At 65.1% G+C, this 17,651-nt stretch carries 20 protein-coding genes; 7 read left to right on the top strand and 13 right to left on the bottom strand.

The window, feature by feature from the left end; genetic code table 11:
• Window positions 1-18: 18 nt before the first annotated feature.
• Window positions 19-324 (top strand): hypothetical protein, encoded by a 306-nt coding sequence (locus E0473_RS11610; protein ID WP_137681063.1) that lies wholly within the window; start codon window positions 19-21, stop codon window positions 322-324.
• 2 nt (window positions 325-326) lie between these two features.
• On the opposite strand, the gene E0473_RS11605 is transcribed toward E0473_RS11610, so the two are convergent.
• The 9 genes from E0473_RS11605 to rpsU all read right to left on the bottom strand — a co-directional run bounded on the left by E0473_RS11605 (window position 327) and on the right by rpsU (window position 7,526).
• Entirely contained in the window at window positions 327-788 is a 462-nt protein-coding gene (locus E0473_RS11605; protein WP_137681062.1) for a tRNA (cytidine(34)-2'-O)-methyltransferase, read from the bottom strand.
• Window positions 789-811: 23 nt separating this feature from the next.
• The gene (gene gatB / locus E0473_RS11600) at window positions 812-2,311 is read right to left on the bottom strand and encodes an Asp-tRNA(Asn)/Glu-tRNA(Gln) amidotransferase subunit GatB (protein WP_137681061.1); all 1,500 of its coding nucleotides are present in this window, start codon (window positions 2,309-2,311) and stop codon (window positions 812-814) included.
• The gene (locus E0473_RS11595; protein WP_137681060.1) at window positions 2,304-2,453 is read right to left on the bottom strand and encodes a glutamyl-tRNA amidotransferase; all 150 of its coding nucleotides are present in this window, start codon (window positions 2,451-2,453) and stop codon (window positions 2,304-2,306) included. The genes gatB and E0473_RS11595 overlap by 8 nt, the downstream gene beginning before the upstream one ends.
• Window positions 2,450-2,995, bottom strand: coding sequence for an NAD(P)H-dependent oxidoreductase (locus tag E0473_RS11590; RefSeq protein ID WP_137681059.1), 546 nt, complete (start codon window positions 2,993-2,995; stop codon window positions 2,450-2,452). Before E0473_RS11590 ends, E0473_RS11595 begins: the two co-directional genes overlap by 4 nt.
• A 2-nt stretch (window positions 2,996-2,997) precedes the next feature.
• Window positions 2,998-4,482, bottom strand: coding sequence for an Asp-tRNA(Asn)/Glu-tRNA(Gln) amidotransferase subunit GatA (gene gatA, locus E0473_RS11585; RefSeq protein ID WP_137681058.1), 1,485 nt, complete (start codon window positions 4,480-4,482; stop codon window positions 2,998-3,000).
• Between the two features lie 118 nt (window positions 4,483-4,600).
• Window positions 4,601-4,903, bottom strand: a complete 303-nt coding sequence (gene gatC, locus E0473_RS11580) for an Asp-tRNA(Asn)/Glu-tRNA(Gln) amidotransferase subunit GatC (protein WP_137681057.1) — start codon at window positions 4,901-4,903, stop codon at window positions 4,601-4,603.
• A 48-nt stretch (window positions 4,904-4,951) separates the two neighbouring features.
• On the bottom strand, window positions 4,952-6,640 hold the full coding sequence (locus E0473_RS11575) for a DUF4153 domain-containing protein (RefSeq protein ID WP_137681056.1): 1,689 nt from the start codon (window positions 6,638-6,640) through the stop codon (window positions 4,952-4,954).
• A gap of 12 nt (window positions 6,641-6,652) precedes the next feature.
• Window positions 6,653-7,228: an FKBP-type peptidyl-prolyl cis-trans isomerase gene (locus E0473_RS11570; protein ID WP_137681055.1), complete on the bottom strand. Its 576-nt coding sequence runs from the start codon at window positions 7,226-7,228 to the stop codon at window positions 6,653-6,655.
• 91 nt (window positions 7,229-7,319) lie between these two features.
• Window positions 7,320-7,526, bottom strand: a complete 207-nt coding sequence (rpsU, locus tag E0473_RS11565; RefSeq protein ID WP_137681054.1) for a 30S ribosomal protein S21 — start codon at window positions 7,524-7,526, stop codon at window positions 7,320-7,322.
• A 260-nt stretch (window positions 7,527-7,786) separates the two neighbouring features.
• On the opposite strand from rpsU, the gene crcB reads away from it, so the two are divergent.
• Genes crcB through E0473_RS11540 form a run of 5 tightly spaced genes read left to right on the top strand, consistent with a single transcriptional unit; the run spans window position 7,787 to window position 10,914 of the window.
• A complete protein-coding gene (crcB, locus tag E0473_RS11560; protein ID WP_137681053.1) occupies window positions 7,787-8,209 on the top strand; it encodes a fluoride efflux transporter CrcB in 423 nt (140 codons plus the stop codon).
• A complete protein-coding gene (locus E0473_RS11555; protein WP_137681052.1) occupies window positions 8,206-9,342 on the top strand; it encodes an RluA family pseudouridine synthase in 1,137 nt (378 codons plus the stop codon). The genes crcB and E0473_RS11555 overlap by 4 nt, the downstream gene beginning before the upstream one ends.
• A complete protein-coding gene (locus E0473_RS11550; protein ID WP_137681051.1) occupies window positions 9,339-9,992 on the top strand; it encodes an HAD-IA family hydrolase in 654 nt (217 codons plus the stop codon). The genes E0473_RS11555 and E0473_RS11550 overlap by 4 nt, the downstream gene beginning before the upstream one ends.
• A complete protein-coding gene (locus tag E0473_RS11545) occupies window positions 9,989-10,222 on the top strand; it encodes a hypothetical protein (RefSeq protein WP_137681050.1) in 234 nt (77 codons plus the stop codon). Before E0473_RS11550 ends, E0473_RS11545 begins: the two co-directional genes overlap by 4 nt.
• Window positions 10,219-10,914 (top strand): ATP12 family chaperone protein, encoded by a 696-nt coding sequence (locus E0473_RS11540; RefSeq protein ID WP_137681049.1) that lies wholly within the window; start codon window positions 10,219-10,221, stop codon window positions 10,912-10,914. Before E0473_RS11545 ends, E0473_RS11540 begins: the two co-directional genes overlap by 4 nt.
• Window positions 10,915-11,013: 99 nt before the next feature.
• Here the strand turns inward: E0473_RS11540 and E0473_RS11535 are convergent, their stop codons facing one another.
• From E0473_RS11535 to E0473_RS11520, 4 genes are read right to left on the bottom strand one after another with little or no spacing between them, the layout of a single operon-like run.
• Window positions 11,014-11,652: an ABC-type transport auxiliary lipoprotein family protein gene (locus tag E0473_RS11535; RefSeq protein WP_241657480.1), complete on the bottom strand. Its 639-nt coding sequence runs from the start codon at window positions 11,650-11,652 to the stop codon at window positions 11,014-11,016.
• Window positions 11,649-12,596 (bottom strand): MlaD family protein, encoded by a 948-nt coding sequence (locus E0473_RS11530; protein ID WP_137681048.1) that lies wholly within the window; start codon window positions 12,594-12,596, stop codon window positions 11,649-11,651. The genes E0473_RS11535 and E0473_RS11530 overlap by 4 nt, the downstream gene beginning before the upstream one ends.
• 9 nt (window positions 12,597-12,605) lie before the next feature.
• Window positions 12,606-13,511, bottom strand: a complete 906-nt coding sequence (locus tag E0473_RS11525; protein WP_137681047.1) for an ABC transporter ATP-binding protein — start codon at window positions 13,509-13,511, stop codon at window positions 12,606-12,608.
• Window positions 13,508-14,617 (bottom strand): ABC transporter permease, encoded by a 1,110-nt coding sequence (locus E0473_RS11520; RefSeq protein ID WP_137681046.1) that lies wholly within the window; start codon window positions 14,615-14,617, stop codon window positions 13,508-13,510. Before E0473_RS11520 ends, E0473_RS11525 begins: the two co-directional genes overlap by 4 nt.
• A 151-nt stretch (window positions 14,618-14,768) precedes the next feature.
• Here E0473_RS11520 and E0473_RS11515 point away from each other — a divergent pair, with 151 nt between their 5' ends.
• Window positions 14,769-17,507, top strand: a complete 2,739-nt coding sequence (locus tag E0473_RS11515; RefSeq protein ID WP_137681045.1) for a valine--tRNA ligase — start codon at window positions 14,769-14,771, stop codon at window positions 17,505-17,507.
• The last annotated feature ends 144 nt before the right edge of the window (window positions 17,508-17,651 follow it).

The raw sequence follows: 17,651 nt of genomic DNA, 5'->3' as shown, positions 1-17,651 counted from the left end.
ACGAACGAGGAGAGTGATATGTCCGTCGCCGGAACTTACGAATTTGCCGTCAACACCCCGATGGGTGCGCAATCCGGCACCATGACCGTGGTGCCCGATGCCAGCGGCACCGCCTTCACCGGCACTATCGACGGCTCGCTCGGCCATATCGAGGTCGACGATGGCACAATCGTGGGCGACACGCTCACCTGGTCGATGCGCATGTCGTCACCGATGCCGGTGGGGCTCGATTGCGAGGCAGTGGTCAGCGGCGACACGGTGGAGGGCAAGGTACGCGCCGGGATTTTCGGAACGATGTCGCTGACCGGGCGGAAGATCGCCTAAACTCAGCCGTTGAACTGCGCGCGCACCGCCTGATAGGCGGCGGCGGCAACGGTGTTCGCCAGATTGAGCGAGCGCACCTTGTCGCTGCGCATGGGCAGGCTCACCATCTGCGAGGGGTGTGCGGCCACAATCTCTTTGGGCAAACCCTTGGTTTCGCGCCCAAACACCAGATAGGCATCGTCGGGGTAAGCGGGCTCGTAAAAGCTCCGCTGCGCATATTCCTCGAACAGGTAGAGCTGGTCCTCGCGCGGCGCGCGCTCGGCAAGAAAGGCCTCCCAGCTGGCGAACTCGGCCAGCCGGATGTGCTGCCAGTAGTCGAGCCCCGCCCGCTTCAACCGCGTATCGGTGATCGTGAAGCCGAGCGGATGGATCAGCACCAGCTCAAGGTCGAGCGCCACGCAGGTGCGCCCGACCGCGCCGGTGTTGCCGGGGATCTCCGGACGGACGAGGACGATAGAGGTCATTGGCTGACCGGCCCGGCCCTCGCCTAGCCCAGCTTGTCCTTCAACAGCTGGTTGACCACCGCCGGGTTGGCCTTGCCCTGCATCGCCTTCATCGTCTGGCCGACGAAGAAGCCGAACAGCTTGTCCTTGCCGCCGCGATATTCGGCGACCTTGTCCTCGTTGGCGGCCATGATCGCGGCAATCGCCTCTTCGATCGCGCCGGTGTCGCTGACCTGCTTGAGGCCCTCGGTGTCGGCGATCTCATCGGGCTCGCGGCCGGTCTTGAGCACGATCTCGAAGATCTCCTTCGCCTGCCCCCCGCTTATCTCGCCCGCATCCTGCATCTTGAGGATCGCGGCCTGACGCGCAGGCGTGGCGTTGGCCATGTCGCCTTCGTCACCAAGCGCCTTGATCACGCCGGGCGCGACCGAAAGCGACCAGTTCGCCACCGGCGTCGCCACCTTGGCCTCGGGCTTGCCGAGCGCCTTGGCGGTCTCGGCCAGCAGCGTCTCGAAGCGCGCGAAGGTCTCGACCTCGGCGGTGAGTTCGCGGGCGTTGTAGTCGGTCAGCCCCAGTTCGCCGGTGTAGCGGGCGCGCTTGGCGTCGGGCAGCTCGGGCAAGCTGGCGCGGCACTCGTCGAGGAAGGCCTGATCGAGTTCCAAGGGCAGCAGGTCGGGATCGGGGAAGTAGCGATAGTCGTGCGCATCTTCCTTGCTCCGCATCGAGCGCGTGGTGCCGGTGTTCGGATCGAACAGGCGGGTTTCCTGCACGATCTGGCCGCCATCCTCGAGCACGTCGATCTGGCGCTGCACCTCGTGTTCGATCGCCTGCATCACGAAGCGGACCGAATTCACGTTCTTGGTCTCGGTGCGGGTGCCGAGTTCGGTGTCACCCACCTTGCGCACCGAGACGTTGACGTCGGCGCGCATCGAGCCTTCTTCCATGTTCCCGTCGCACGAGCCGACATAACGCAGGATCGCGCGCAACTTGCGAATATAGGCCCCGGCCTCGGCGGGCGAGGTCATGTCGGGGCGGCTGACAATCTCCATCAGCGCGACGCCGGTGCGGTTCAAGTCGACATAGGACATGGTCGGATGCTGGTCGTGCATCAGCTTGCCCGCATCCTGCTCGACATGGATGCGCTCGATGCGGATAATCTTGTCTTCAGGGATACCGGCCTTTTCGTCGGCCTCGATGGTGAGCTGCCCTTCGCCCACCAGCGGGTGGTAAAGCTGGCTGATCTGGTAGCCCTGCGGGAGATCGGCATAGAAGTAGTTCTTGCGGTCAAAACGCGACCACGCGTTGATCTGCGCCTCGATGGCCATGCCGGTGCGCACGGCCTGCCGGATACACTCGCGGTTGGGCACGGGCAACATGCCGGGCATCGCCGCGTCCACCAGCGAAACCTGCGAATTGGGTTCGGCCCCGAAGGCGGTCGAAGCGCCCGAGAACAGCTTGGCATTGCTCGTTACCTGCGCGTGGACCTCAAGCCCGATCACGACTTCCCAGGTTCCGGTTGCGCCTTCAACGCGGTAATTACTCATCGTCTATCAGCTTTCCATTTTCATCGAAGCGCGCCTCGCCATGGGGCACACGCTTGCGGATGTAGCCAGCAAACCAGAACACTGCGGGGATCGCCAAGACGATGGCAATTCCGGCGATCAGGTCTGCCCAGCCATTGTTCATTCCGGCTTCCAGCCCTCAATATGCGTAGCAAAGTCCTTCGCCACGCGGGCCACGTCCTCATCGTCATAATCGTCCGCGCCATAGGCGAGGAACGGTTCGTGCCATTCGTAACCGCACTGCTTGGCGGTGACTTCCCACGGGCGCAGCAGCTGTTCGAGCGGGTACAGATTGGCGTGGCCAGCCTGATAGCTGTCCTCGCTCTGCCCCGCGGTGGCGGCGATCATGAAAGGCAGGCCCTTGAGCCGCTCGCCCTCTTCCGGCTTGTCGAAAGTGATGCGGTTGAGCACCAGATCCTGCCAGGCCATCGCGCGCGGGGTGGCGGCGAACCAGTGAACAGGGAACTGCACGCACAGGCGCTTGGCCGCAAACAGCCGCTCCACTTCGGCATCTTCCGCCGCGTGCAGATCGGGCTCGTGCGGATAGAGCGCATACATGTCCACGCTTTCGACCCCGTCGAGCCCAGCCACGGCCTCGCTCATCGCGGCATTGACCCGCGACGGCTTGTAGCCGGGATGGAACTTAAGGATGACGGTGCCGCTCATGTCTACCACCACTTCTCCGGCTGCGCATCGAAGCCGCTGCGCTGTTCGATTGCCAGCCCGGCATTGAGCACCATCTGCTCGTCCATCGCCTTACCCACCAATTGCAGCCCGAGCGGCAGGCCCTTGGCGTTAAGCCGCGAGGGCACGCTCATCGCGGGCAGGCCCGCAAGCGAAGCGGGGACCGAGAAGACGTCGTTCAGATACATCGCCAGCGGATCGTCGAGCTTGTCGCCCAGCGGGAAAGCCGCGGTCGGCGTGGTCGGAGCGAGGATCACGTCGCACGTCTCGAACGCCTCGTTGAAGTCGCGCTGGATCAGCGTACGCACCTTCATCGCCTGGGTGTAATAGGCGTCGTAGAAGCCAGCAGACAGTACATAGGTGCCGAGCATGATGCGGCGCTTCACCTCCGGCCCGAACCCGGCGGCGCGGGTGGCGGCATACATGTCCTGCAGGCCAGCGCCCTCGGGCAAGTCGCGCAGGCCGTAACGCACGCCATCGTAGCGCGCGAGGTTGCTGGAAGCCTCCGCCGGCGCGACGATGTAATAGGCCGGCAGCGCATACTTGGTGTGCGGCAGGCTCACGTCGACCACCTCGGCGCCCGCGTCCTTCAGCCAGGCGATGCCATCGTCCCAGCTGGCGAGGATTTCGGCGTCGGTGCCGTCCATCCGGTATTCCTTCGGGATACCGACTTTCTTGCCGCGCAGGTCGGCGTTCAGCGCGCCGGCCCAATCGGGCACCGGCGCATCGAGGCTGGTCGAATCCTTCGGGTCGAACCCGGCCATCGCGCCGAGCATCACCGCGCAATCCTCAACCGAGCGCGCCATTGGCCCAGCCTGATCGAGCGAGGAGGCGAAGGCGACGATGCCCCAGCGCGAGCAGCGGCCATAGGTCGGCTTGATGCCCGAAATGCCGGTGAAAGCGGCAGGCTGGCGGATCGAGCCGCCAGTGTCGGTGCCGGTCGCCGCCGGAGCCAGCCGCGCGGCCACCGCCGCCGAGGAACCGCCCGACGAGCCGCCCGGTGCGAGCACCGCGTTGCCACCGTCGTTCGCCTTCCACGGGTTCGCGACATTGCCGAAGTGGCTTGTCTCGTTCGACGAGCCCATCGCGAACTGGTCGAGGTTGAGCTTGCCGAGCATCCCCGCGCCCGCATCCCACAGCTTCTGGCTCACGGTGCTTTCGTACTCGGGCTTGAAGCCCTCGAGGATCGCGCTGGCGGCGCTGGTCTGCACGCCGCGTGTTGCGAACAGGTCTTTCATGCCGATCGGCACGCCCGCCATTACGCCCAGTTCCTCGCCCTTCGCGCGTTTGGCGTCCACCGCATCTGCGGCGGCGAGCGCGTGCTCGGGGGTGGTAACGATGAAGGCGTTAAGGTCAGCGGCGGCGGCGACATTGGCGTTGAAGCCTTCCGCCACTTCGCGCGCAGTGAAGTCCCCGGCGGCAACGCCGTCGCGGATGGCTTTGACGCCAAGGTTGGTCAGATCAGTCATACAAGTTTTCGCAAAATCTGCGCGCGGGCTTCGACAAGCTCAGCCTGAGCGGATGTGGGAATTAGGAACAAAGTCCGCTCAGCCAGAGCCTTCCGAAGGCCAGCCAAAGCGCAAGTCATCACTCGATCACCTTGGGAACGCCGAAGAAGCCGTGTTCGGCAACCGGCGCATTGGCCAGCACATCGGCCTGCTTGCCGCCGCCGGTGAGCGGATCGGCATCGATCACGTCGTCACGCAGGCGCAAGGCTTGCGGGATCACGGCGGTCATCGGCTCGACCTGCGAGGTATCGACCTCGCCCAGTTGCTCGACAAAGCCGAGGATCGCGTTGAATTCGGGCACGAAGTGGTCGAGGTCGCCCTCGTCCACCTTGATGCGGGCAAGCGAGGCGATTTTCGCCACCTGTTCACGGGTTACGGACATGAGGTGTGCGTTAGCCGCGCGAGCCAAGCGCTTCAAGCGCCAGAAGACCTATTCGAACGGCGAACCCACGGGTTTGCCACCGATATAGACCTGCCGGACGGTCACATCGCGTACCTCGACTGTCGCATCCTCGGCCGGCGGGTCGGGCAGCGAAACCGCGCCATCGGGTCGTCCCGGGAAGAACGCTTCAAGCTCACCGTTCGCGCTGGTGAGCCGCAAGTGTTGAACGTCGAGACCTTGCACCAGAATATAGTGACGCCAACCTTCCTCGGGCACTTCAAGCACGCGGCAACTATCCTCGCACCTCCACGGTTGTCTCCGCAGGAACGCAACGAAAGCGGACCGCGTCGCTTCATCGTCGGGCAAGCCCACGAGATTCTCGATCCGCCGGGGCGCCGGAGCCGCGACGCGCCCATAGGGCCGCGCCTGTTGCGCCTGCGCCTCTGCTGCCAGTTCCGCCACCTCGCCCTCGCCCTTGGCGAGCTTCGCCAGCGCCGCACGTCCGGCATCGCCGAAATCCCAGCGCAGCGCCGAAAAGTCGAAGTCCTCCGGCGAAACCTCGCCCGCCTCCAGCCGCGCCACCTGATTGCGCGCCGACACGGCGCCAAAGTCCCACAGCGGCAAAGCCAGCACCAGCGCGATCACGCAGACGCCCGCAGCAAGGTGAAGGTTCGCATCGCGCATCCTCACGCTCCACATCGCCTTGCGACCGCGGATCAGCGCCACCCAGCAGGCAAGGCCATAGGCGCAGGCGACAACCACCGCGATCACCCCCCAGATACGCTCGGGGCTGAGGCCATGCTGGTCGATGCGGATACCCAGCGACATCGCCGCGAACCCCGACAATGGCAGGATCACGCCCGCCAGCACCGCCGCCGCGATTTGCATGATCCGGCTCGGCGAGCGATCCTCGTCCGAATCGCGGATAATCGCATTGGCGAGGATAAAGGCTCCCGCCGCGCAGGTGAGCAGGATCGGCGTCGCCGAATCGGTCGCTTCCCACAGCGCCTTGCCACCCGAGGCGAGCAGGATCACGAGGAATACCAGCAGCGCCGCCGCAAAGGGTACGGCGAGGATCGCGAAGACCAGCATCACCACCTTCTGCAGCGCGCCGATCACCTTGAGGTTGTTGCGAATCACCCCGAGGCCTGCGCCGAAGGCACCGCCCGACCAAGCGAGCTGGAAAGCGTCCTCGCGCATCAGGTCACCGATGGCGTCGATCCCGACCAGCCCGAACAGCCCATCGAGCAGCAACAGCGCCAGCCACGAGAGGCCGACAAAGGCCAGCGCCCCGCCGCCGCTGACCGCATCGGACCAAACATGGAAATGGGTGGCGCGATAGTCGGTCGCCAGCCGGGTGCGGTGAAAGCCCGCCTGAAACAGCGGCAGCGCCGACAGCGCGAAGAAGCACCCGGCCGCGAAGGCAAACTCGCCTCCGGCGCGGTGCCCCTCGGCCGCAGTCGCCTGCCAGGCGATCGCGCCCATCACTAGGCCCAGCAGCCCCGAGAACACCAGCGGCTCAAGCGGACGCCGCTCGCGCAGGCAAAAGCCGAGCGCGAGCGCGAAGAACGTCACCAATGCGCACAATCCGGCCTCGGCCGGGCCTTGCGGCGAGTGCTCGCCGGTGATGGCGTGAATGAGCAGCCCCGCCAGCGCGCCCAGCCCGCCGAGCAGCCATGGCCGCGCGGGCCAATCCGCGATCAGATCGAGCTCGGCGTGGCGGGCAGTGTCATCCATCCTGATATGCGCTTATTGCGGGGCACCCTGCGGCGCAGGCATGGCGCCTTCCGGCCCCATCGCCGGCATCTGCTGCTGCATCGCCTGCATCATCCGGTTATAACGCGCCTCAGCCTCTTCACGGGTCATGAAGTCGACCATCTCGACATCGAACACGAGATCGGCATTCGGCGGGATCGGCGCGCCCGGAGGCGGCGATGCGCCATAGGCCATGTCCGACGGGATCTCGACCGTGTACTTGCCGCCCTTCTGCATCTGCACCATCGCATCGCGGAAGCCGGGGATCACCTGATCGAGCGCCATCGGCGCGCCATCGGGCAGGATGCCGGGCACCGGCCAGTTGGCAGGCTGCGACTGGTCGAACACGGTGCCATCGGCCAGCTTGCCGGTATATTTGACGAACACCACATCGGTCGGCCCGGGGCTCTCGCCGCTGCCCTCGGTCACCGTCTCGATAGAGACGCCTGCGGGCATGGCAGCCCAGGCCACGCCGGCGCCCAGCGCAACGGCGGCGGCAACGCCGAGCCAAAGCTTGGTCAGCGAGCCCTTGGCAATCGGCTGCAACGGAACGCGGGTGACTTCGGTCATGAATCGGGTGTCCTCAAAAGCAAAAGGGCGCGGAGGTTCATCTCCACGCCCCTTTGGCCCAGTGGGCCGTGCTGTTCAAGCGGTCTTGCGCTTAACGCGAACCGTCACGCTCCGAACGCTTGCGCTCCATCTTGCGGGCGCGGCGCACGGCGGCGGCCTTTTCACGGGCGCGCTTCTCGCTCGGCTTTTCGTAGTGGCGACGCAGCTTCATTTCGCGATAAACACCTTCCCGCTGAAGCTTCTTCTTCAGGGCGCGAAGGGCCTGTTCGACGTTGTTATCGCGGACGACGATCTGCATAAATCTGAACCACCTTACAAAATACGTTTCAACACAAGCGCCGCCCCGCGAAGCGAAAGGCGCGGGCGACACCAGTCAGAAAACCCAATGAAATAAGCGCCGAATCCTCACGGAGTCGGCTTTCTGGCGCGGCCACTAATCCAAAATGGGGGGCTTGGCAAGGATTCGCTCCGGTATTCGCACCAAGATCCGCTTGGCCACATTGCGCTTTACGCGCGCGGCGGGATGACGCGGCGGCGATCTGCCGCTAAGGGCATCATATGATCTCAACCCCTCCGCCGCTCTATGCCTCGCTTTCGGTGGCCCTTGGCGGCGGCATCGGCGCGCTGCTGCGCTATCAGCTGGGCCGGGCCCTGACCCATTTTGCCGGGCCGCAGACGATGCTCGGCTTCCCGTGGGCCACGCTGGCGGCCAATGTGATAGGCAGCCTTGCCATGGGCCTGCTGGCCGGATGGCTCGCGCGCCACGGACCGGACCTGCGCGACGGCGGCGAACAGGTGCGGCTGCTGGTCGGCGTCGGCCTGCTCGGAGGGTTCACCACTTTCAGCTCGTTCAGCCTCGAAATGATGCTGCTGATGGACCGGGGCGACAATGCGCTCGCCTTTGTCTACGGCTCGGTATCGATCATGGCGGGGCTGGCAGGACTTTATATAGGCCTTATTGTAATGCGGTTGTTCGGATGAGTACGAGCCAGTCGGCGGACAATGTCCGCCAGTTTACCGTTGCCGAGGATGATGACGGCGTCCGGCTTGACCGCTGGTTCAAACGGCACCTGCCGCAGGTCGGCTTCGGCACCGTGTCGCGCTGGGCGCGCACCGGGCAGCTGCGAGTGGACGGCAAGCGCGCCAAGCCCGAGGATCGGCTTGCCAAGGGGCAAGTGCTGCGCGTGCCGCCGGGCGGCGAGGATGCCCCGCGCACCCAGCGCAAGACGCGCGAATTAAGCGAAACCGAACGCAACGCGGCGGAGGACATGCTGATCCACCGCAGCAAGGCCGCGCTGGTGCTGAACAAGCCGCCGGGCCTCGCCACGCAAGGCGGCACCAAGACGCACCATCACGTCGACGGCCTGCTCGATGCCTATGTCGAGGGCGAACAGCCCCGCCCGCGCCTCGTCCACCGGCTCGACAAGGATACCTCCGGCGTGCTGCTGGTGGCGCGCACGCCGGGCAGCGCGGCGTTCTTCTCCAAGCGATTCTCGGGCCGCAGCGCGAAGAAGATCTACTGGGCGCTCGTGGTCGGCGTGCCCGAGGTTCACGAAGGCACGATTGAAGCCCCGCTCGCCAAGCAGCCCGGATCGGGCGGCGAGAAGATGCACGTCGACATGGAGAACGGCCAGCCCGCCAAGACGGTTTACCGCGTGGTCGAACGCGCGGGCAACGCCGCCGCCTGGGTCGAGTTGCAGCCGTTCACCGGCCGCACCCACCAGCTACGCGTGCACATGGCGGCAATCGGCCACCCGATCGTGGGAGATGGCAAGTATGGCGGGCAGGATGCGTTCCTGACCGGCTCTGTCAGCCGCAAGATGCACCTCCACGCGCGGCGTCTGATTATCGATGCACCGGGCGGCGAGAAACTCGATGTGACGGCCGATCTGCCCGAGCACTTTGCCGGCTCGATGGAGCAACTTGGCTTCGACCTGTCGCTGAGCGAGGCCGCACCCGTCGCCGCTCCCCCGCCCGAACGCTCTGCTGCGGAAAAGAAGCAGGCCGCGCGCCAGCACGCCAAGCAGTATCGCAAGGCCCGCAAGGGCGAACGCCGCGGACGCCGCACAAGTGCGGTGGGCAAGCCTAGCGCCAAGGGGCGACCGAAGCGATGAGCGTCCGTCTCGCCGTATTCGACTGCGACGGCACCCTGTCAGACGGGCAGGCCGGTGTCGTACGCGCGATGGACATTGCCTTTGCCGAGCAAGGCCTTGCCGCCCCCGATCACCACACGGTACGCCGCATCGTCGGGCTCAGCCTGCCGCAAGCCATGCGCGAACTGGCTCCGCAGGCCGATGACGATGCCGTGCGCGACCTCGTGGAAAGCTACAAGAGCGCCTTTCGTGCCATGCGCGAGGATGGATCGCTCAAGGAGCCGCTTTACGATGGCATTCCCGCGCTGCTCGAACGGCTTCACGCCAAGGGCTGGACCCTTGGCGTCGCCACCGGCAAGTCCGACCGGGGGCTGGCCAGCACGCTTTCGGCGAACGGCCTTGCCCACCTGTTCGGCCCGCTTCACACCGCTGACCGTCACCCTTCGAAGCCCAATCCCGCCATGTTGCAGGCAGCGATGGACGATTGCCTCGCCGCGCCCGAAAACACCGTGATGATCGGCGATACGGTTTACGACATCGTGATGGCGCGCTCGCTTCAGGTGCGGGCCATCGGGGTCGACTGGGGCTATCACGAGGCCGACGAACTGGTGAACGCCGGGGCCGAGGCCGTGGCCACCAGCATGGCCGAACTGGAAGAGTTGATCGGATGAGCGAACAGCCCGAAGCCGATCCCGCGCCCGATCCCGCACAGGGGCGCTGGATCATGCTGCAACTGATGCGCCTTGGCGGGGTGCTGCTTGCCGTTGGCGGGCTGGTGATTATCGGCGGCGCCATCGCCGGGCCGCCCGCGCTGGGCTACGGCCTGCTGGTCTTCGGCCTGTTCGAATTCTTCGTGATGCCGGTGATGCTGGCCAAGCGCTGGAAGACGCCTGACGAATGAAGCGGTTTTACAAGGATGTTGCCACTGCCCGCACCGACGGCGGCTGGCAGGTGCAGCTCGACGGGCGCGGGATCAAGACGCAGGGCGGCGGTCAGCAGATCGTGCCCACCGAGGCCGCGGCCCAGCTGCTGGCCAGCGAATGGGCCGCACAAGGCGACAAGATCGACCCCAAGAGCTTCGTCTATCGCGATCTCGCCGATCTCGCGCTCGACACCATTGCGAGCGACCGCGAGGCGACCATTACCAAGCTGCTCGCCTACGCCGAGACCGACACCCTGTGCTACCGCGCCGAGCCAGGCGAAGCGCTGTTCGAACGGCAGGAGGCGCTGTGGGAGCCGCTGGTGACGGCCTGCGAGAAACGCCTCGAGGTGCGCTTCGAGCGGATCAGCGGCATCATGCACCGAGCGCAGCCGGAAGCCACTATGGCTGCTTTGCGCATCCGGCTGGAGCGCGAGAGCGACTTCACGCTCGCCGCGCTCCTCACGCTGGGCTCGCTCGCCGCCTCGCTTATCACGGCGCTGGCGGTGTTGGAGGAAACGGACGAGGCCGAACGGCTGTTCACCGCCGCCAATGCCGAGGAGGACTGGCAGGCCGAACTATGGGGCAGCGACTGGGAAGCCGAGAAAGTGCGCGCCCTGCGGCTGGAGGCCTTTTTACGCGCGGCGGAGTTTGCTGCGGCTGTGCGCACTTAGCAAACACCCGCTCGCCCTGAGCTTGTGTTAGGATTGGCCAGCTCACTCAGAGCGGGCAGGTCCGGACTTAGATCAATGGCTCAGCTTAAGCCGAAAACCTCAGCCCACCCACTCTGCAACATCAGCGGCCACCGCGTTCGCGGCTTCGTTCAGTGCGCGGCCCACGTCGGGCGCTTCGGCCCGCACGCCGTCCACGCGGTGTTCGAACCGCTGCGTGCGCAGCGCGCCGCTGTCATCCATCAGCATCGCATCGAACACCACCACAGCCGAGCCACTCGGCGCGTCATAGCCCATTTCGACCAGTTCGCCGGTCAGCTGCACCGGCGCGGCATAGACGACATCTCCGCCATCAACCACGAAGCGCTGACCGCCAGCGCGGATCGTTTCGGCCAGCACGCTGCGGAACAGCTTGGCCGGCTTTTCCACCCAGAACGCGTTTTGCAGGTAGGCGAGCGAGCTGTCGGTCGTGCTGACCGGCACGCGGTTGACATTGAGCCGCTGCGACGTGGTCGGCTCCATCACCGCCAGCGCCGCGCCGATGCTGCCTTCACGGTCCGCGCCTGCCTCGATCCGGCTTTGCGGCGTGAGCGTCAGGAGCTGCTCGGGCGGGTCTTCGCCAAAGCTGATGCAGCCGCTCAGCAGCGCGGCGCCCGCTACGGCTGACAGAAGCGCGGAAAACCGCCGGGGTATCGCAAGACTGTGGCTGTTCGCCCGGTTGCTCATCACAGGATCTCTCATGGTTCGTAATCCGGCAGCTTGGTTCCACCCACCAGCGCGCCCGCGCCGTTGTTTTCGAGACGCTCGGTAAGGTTTCGCAGGCTCTCGCTGGTGCGGCGAATATCCTGCAAAGTGGCGTTGGCCGCCGGGAGGGTGTTACTCTGCAACTGGTTGGTCACCGGCTCGACATCGGCCAGCGTAGTTTGCAGCTGGTCCGCCGCGCCCTTCGCGCTACGCAAGGTTGCACGAAGTTCGCCGGCCAGCGCCTCGCCTTCTTCACCCAGCATATTGTTCGTTGTGTTAAGCGTGTTTTCGAAGGCCGCGAGTGTACGTGTCGACTGAGCAAGCGTGCCCTGCAACTCGCGCAGCGCCGACTGCACCTCGGGCGCGGTACGGGCGAAATCGGCGCTGATCTGGTTGGTGTTTGCCAGAATGCCGGCAATCGATTCCTGATTGTCGTCATCGAGCACGCGGCTGAGGCGGTCGGTCAGCGTGGCCAGCCGTTCGAGCAGCAGCGGCGCGCTGGTGAGGATCTCGCCAAGCGCACCGGGCGCGGGCGGGATCACCGGCACGCCTTCGGGGCAATCGGTGGTCTCGCAGGAAATCGGCGGCTGGTTCGAGCGGCCGCCATCGAGGCTGATGTTCGAAACGCCGGTGAAGCTGGCCGAAACGGTGGCCGTGGTGCCGACGAGGATGGGCGTCTGCCCCTGCACGTTGATGCGGACCTTCACGAATTCTGGGTCTTTGTCCCAGATCGAGATGTCCGCCACCTGACCCACGGGCACGCCCGAATAGGTGACAGTCGAGCCCTTGGCGACGCCGCCGACCGACTGGCCGAAGAAGATGTCGTATTCTTTCTGATCGGCCTGATCGAGCCGGGCCAGCCAGACGAAGAACAGCGCTGCCGCCGCCAGCAATACCAGCGTGACCGCTCCGACCCAGACGTAATTGGCTCTTGTTTCCATTGCCCGCCCCTATGAACCCTGCGGGTCCGTGTTGTCCAAATGTTTCCCCGCCTCGGCGGTTCCTTCTTCCTGCGCCGCCTGTGCGGTGCCCTGCGCAGCGCGGGCGCGCGGACCCTTGAAATATTCCTCGATCCACGGGTGCCCGCTTTCGAGCAACTCGGGAATCGTGCCCACCGCCACTACCTTCTGATCGGCCAGCACCGCCACCCGGTCGCAAATGGCATAAAGCGTATCGAGATCGTGGGTGATGAGGAACACCGTCAGACCGAGCCGGTTGGTCAGCTCGCGCGTGAGGTCGTCGAACTTGGCCGCGCCGATCGGGTCGAGCCCGGCGGTCGGCTCGTCCAGAAACAACAGTTCCGGATCGAGCGCCAGAGCGCGGGCAAGCCCGGCACGCTTGCGCATCCCGCCGGATAGCTCGGAAGGATACTTGCTGGTGGCGTTCTCGGGCAGGCCCGTAAACACGACCTTGTAGCGCGCGATCTCGTCAAGCAGCTCCTGGCTCAGCTCGGGATAGAACTGCTTGAGCGGCACCTGCACGTTTTCGGCCACGGTCAAGGTGGAGAACAGCGCCCCGCCTTGGAAAAGCACGCCCCAGCGATTGCGCACGCCGATCACCTCGTCCGGCTCGGCACTGGTGATGTCGTGGCCGAACACCTCGATCGTGCCCGCGCTGGGAATCTGGAGGCCGATGATCGACCGCATAAGCACGCTCTTGCCGGTGCCCGAGCCGCCGACCACGCCGAGAATCTCGCCTCGCCGCACGTCGAGATCGAGGTCATCGTGGACGACCTGATCGCCGAAGGCATTGCGCAAGCCGCGAATATGGATCGGGTACTCGCCCTCGAACCGCTCGGTTTCGGGCAAGTCTTCCGCTTCGGCAGGCGCCGGGGTTGCGGTTTCCTCTTCGCTCATCCCCAGCCGATCTCGGTGAAGAACACCGCAAAAAACGCATCGAGCACGATCACCATGAAGATCGCCTGCACCACGGCCTGGGTGGTCCGCAGGCCCACTTCCTCGGCATTGCCCTTCACCTGCATACCCTGATGGCATCCCGATATGGCCACGATCAGCCCGAACACCGGAGCCTTGACCATGCCGACATAGAAATCGGTGATTGGCACCACTTCCTGAACGCGGGCAAGGAAGGTGAGAAACGGAATGTCGAGCATGACATCGCCGATCACCGCGCCGCCGATGATCGCCACCACGCTGGAGAAGAAGCCCAGCAGCGGCATCATCAGCACGGCGGCCAGAATGCGCGGCAGCACCAGCGCCTCCACCGGGGAGACGCCGATGGTGCGCATCGCATCCACTTCCTCGGTCAGCTTCATGGTGCCGATCTGCGCGGCAAAGGCGCTGCCCGAACGGCCCGCGACCATAATCGCAGTCATCAGAACGCCCAGCTCGCGCATGGTGATGCGGCCCACCAGGTTCACCGTGAGCGTTTCCGCGCCGAACTGCTGCAACTGCACCGCGCCCTGTTGCGCGATGACGATGCCGATTAGGAAGCTCATCAGGCCGATGATCGGCAGGCTCGATACGCCTACCAGCTCCATCTGCCGCACCAGCGCCTTGCCGCGAAAGCGGCGCGGGTGGCGGATCGATCCGAAAAAGGCGACAATCACTGCGCCCAGGAAGCTGAGCGTGCCTTTGACACCCTGCAACCAGTGGATGACCTTTTCGCCCATGAACTCGGGAACGCGGGTGAAAAACGGCAGCCGGGGCGGCTTCACATCGGCGGTAGTCTGCGCATCGCGTACCGCTTCCATCAGCACGTCGGCCTGTTCGCTGGCGCCCACAACCGTGGCGCTGTGCTCCTCCACGAAGCGCTGCACCACCCAGGCACCGACCGTGTCGACCTCGGTCACCTCGCTGAGATCGACCGTCTGCACCGGATCTTCGATGGCGCGCAGCTGCGGATCGAGCTTGCCGATAGAGGATACGCGCAGCGGCCCGCTGATCGCAACGGTCAGGCGCCCCCCTGATTCTTGTGTCGTAAACTCCGCCCACTCACGCATGGGCACGCTATGCGTCCAAACGCGCGCGCTTACAAGCGCCCCGCGATGTCATCCCCATTGCCCTTGCGAAAAGGCGCTGGCAAAGGCGACCCATATTGTGATTGGCGGTGCCAGCCCGCGCACCGAACCTGAGCGTCAGCGAAGAGATGTAATGACCCGCGAACTCGACAAGACTTTCGACCCCGCCGCCATCGAGGCGAAATGGTATGCCCACTGGGAAGAAACAGGCGCCTTCCGGCCCGAGCGGCCCGATGCGGAAGCCTTCACCATCGTCAATCCTCCGCCCAACGTCACGGGCTCGCTGCATATCGGTCATGCGCTCGATAACACACTACAGGACATTGTGATCCGGTATGAGCGCATGAAAGGCAAGGATGCGCTGTGGGTAGTGGGCACCGACCACGCCGGGATCGCTACGCAGATGGTGGTCGAGCGGCAGATGGAGGCCGCCCAGGACAAGCGCAGCAACTATTCGCGCGAACAGTTCATCGACAAGGTGTGGGAGTGGAAGCACGAGAGCGGCGGCACGATTACCCGCCAGCTGCGCCGCCTCGGTTGCTCGATGGACTGGAGCCGCGAGCAGTTCACGATGGATGAGCACTTCACCAAGGCCGTGCTCAAGGTCTTCGTGGACCTTTATAACAAGGGCCTGATCTACCGCGACAAGCGTCTGGTGAACTGGGACCCCAAGCTCAAGACCGCGATTTCCGACCTCGAGGTCGAGACGCAGAACATCAACGGCGGGTTCTGGCACTTCAAGTACCCGCTGGCGGACGACGTGACGCTTGATGACGGGAGCGACTATATCGAGGTCGCTACCACGCGGCCCGAAACGATGCTGGCCGATATGGCCGTTGCGGTGAACCCGGAAGACGAGCGCTACACATCGGTGGTGGGCAAGTTCGTCACGCTGCCGATCACCGGACGGCGCGTTCCCATCGTCGCCGACGAACATGCCGACCCGGCACTGGGCTCGGGCGCGGTGAAGATCACGCCAGGGCACGATTTCAACGACTTCGAAGTGGGCAAGCGCGCCGGGATCAAGCCTGCCGAGATGCTCAACATGCTCGATGCCGATGCCAACGTCTGCCAGACGGCGGATGGGCTGGTGCCGGGAGAGTACATCGGCCTGCACCGCTTCAAGCGTGCCAAAGATGATGGGGGCGAGGATGGCGCGCGCGAAAAGGTCGTGGCGGCGCTCAAGGCCGAAGGCCTGCTGATCCCGCATGTCGCCAAGACCAAGAAGGGCGAAGAGGTCGAGCACGACGCCGAACCGCGCGTAATCGCGACCCCGTTCGGCGACCGTGGCGGCGTGGTGATCGAACCCTGGCTGACCGACCAGTGGTATGTCGATGCCGAGAAGCTCGCCGGCGCGCCGATCGAGGCGGTGAAGTCGGGCAAGATCGAGATCGTGCCCAAGACCTGGGAAAAGACCTTCTTTAACTGGATGGAGAATATCCAGCCGTGGTGTGTGAGCCGCCAGCTTTGGTGGGGGCACCGGATTCCGGCCTGGTATGCCGAGGACGGCGAAGTCTTCGTGGCCGAGACCGAGGAAGAGGCGCAGGCTCTGGCTGGCGAGAAGGCGCTGACCCGCGACGAGGACGTCCTCGACACATGGTTCTCCTCTGCGCTGTGGCCCTTCGCCACACTCGGCTGGCCTGACGATACCGAGCTGCTGAAGAAGCACTACCCCAACAACCTGCTCGTCTCGGGCTTCGACATCCTGTTCTTCTGGGATGCGCGCATGATGATGCAGGGCATCGAGATGACCGGCCAAATCCCATGGCCGCGCCTTTACCTCCACGGGCTGGTGCGCGCGGCGGATGGCTCGAAGATGTCGAAGTCGAAGGGCAACGTGGTCGATCCGCTGATCCTGATCGACAAATATGGCGCCGACGCGCTGCGCTTCTTCATGGCGGCAATGGAAAGCCAGGGCCGCGACATCAAGATGGATGAAAGCCGCGTCGAAGGCTATCGCAACTTCGCCACCAAGCTCTGGAACGCGACCCGGTTCTGCCAGTCGAACGGCATCGGCGCTTCGGCCAGCGTGGCCGCGCCGGAGGCCAAACTGGCGGCAAACCAGTGGATTATCGGCGAAGTCGCCCAGACAGTCGAGGCGCTGGACAAGGCCATGGCCGAGCTGCGCTTCGACGCTGCCGCCAACACCATTTACCAGTTCGCGTGGAGCCGCTTCTGCGACTGGTATCTGGAGCTGATCAAGCCGGTCTTCGCGGGCGATGAGAGCAGCCCCGCGGCGGTGGAAACTCGCGCGGTGGCTGGCTGGGCGCTCGACCAGATTCTGGTGATGCTGCACCCGTTCATGCCCTTCATCACCGAAGAGCTGTGGCATGCGCAAGGTGAGCGGCCTTATGACCTGATCCTCGCCAAGTGGCCCGAACCGCAAGCCTCCGTCAGCAAGGACGCGACCGACGCCATCGACTGGGTGATCGCGCTCACCACCGCCACCCGCGCGGCGAAAAACGAGCTGGGCATTGCACCTGGAGCGAAGCTCGCCGCGTTCTGCCCCGCCCCGAGCGACCTCGCCAAGCGCGTGGTCGAGCGCAGCGCGGCGGCCATCGAGCGCCTTGCCCGCCTGACCCCGGTCGAGTTCGCCGAGGCTCCGGCAGGCGCGGCGATGCAGGTGACGGCGATGGACGACGTGTTCCTGATTCCCTTGGAAGGCGTGGTCGATCTCGATGCCGAGAAGGCGCGTCTCGAAAAGGCGCTGGCGGCCTCGCAGAAGGAGTTCAAGAGCCTCGACGGGCGCTTGTCGAACCCGGCCTTTGCCGAGAAGGCCAAGCCCGAAGCGGTCGAGAAGGCCCGCGCCGATCATGCTCACCACGCGGGCGAGATCGAGCGGCTGACGGCGGCCTTGGCGCGGTTGGGGTAATGGCCTTCGCGCCTCAATAACACCATCTGCTCGCCCTGAGCCAAACACCCACCCCGCTCATCCTGAGCCTGTCGAAGGATTGTCCGTATCTTTTGGTCTTGTGCCCGAAGTGAAGAACGGTCTCTCGACAAGCTCAGGGCGAGC

The organism is Aurantiacibacter suaedae (assembly GCF_005434915.1).
Lineage (GTDB): Bacteria > Pseudomonadota > Alphaproteobacteria > Sphingomonadales > Sphingomonadaceae > Alteraurantiacibacter > Alteraurantiacibacter suaedae.
The sequence above is the reverse complement of the archived record's forward strand: the minus strand, read 5'-3'. Positions and strand labels throughout refer to the sequence as shown.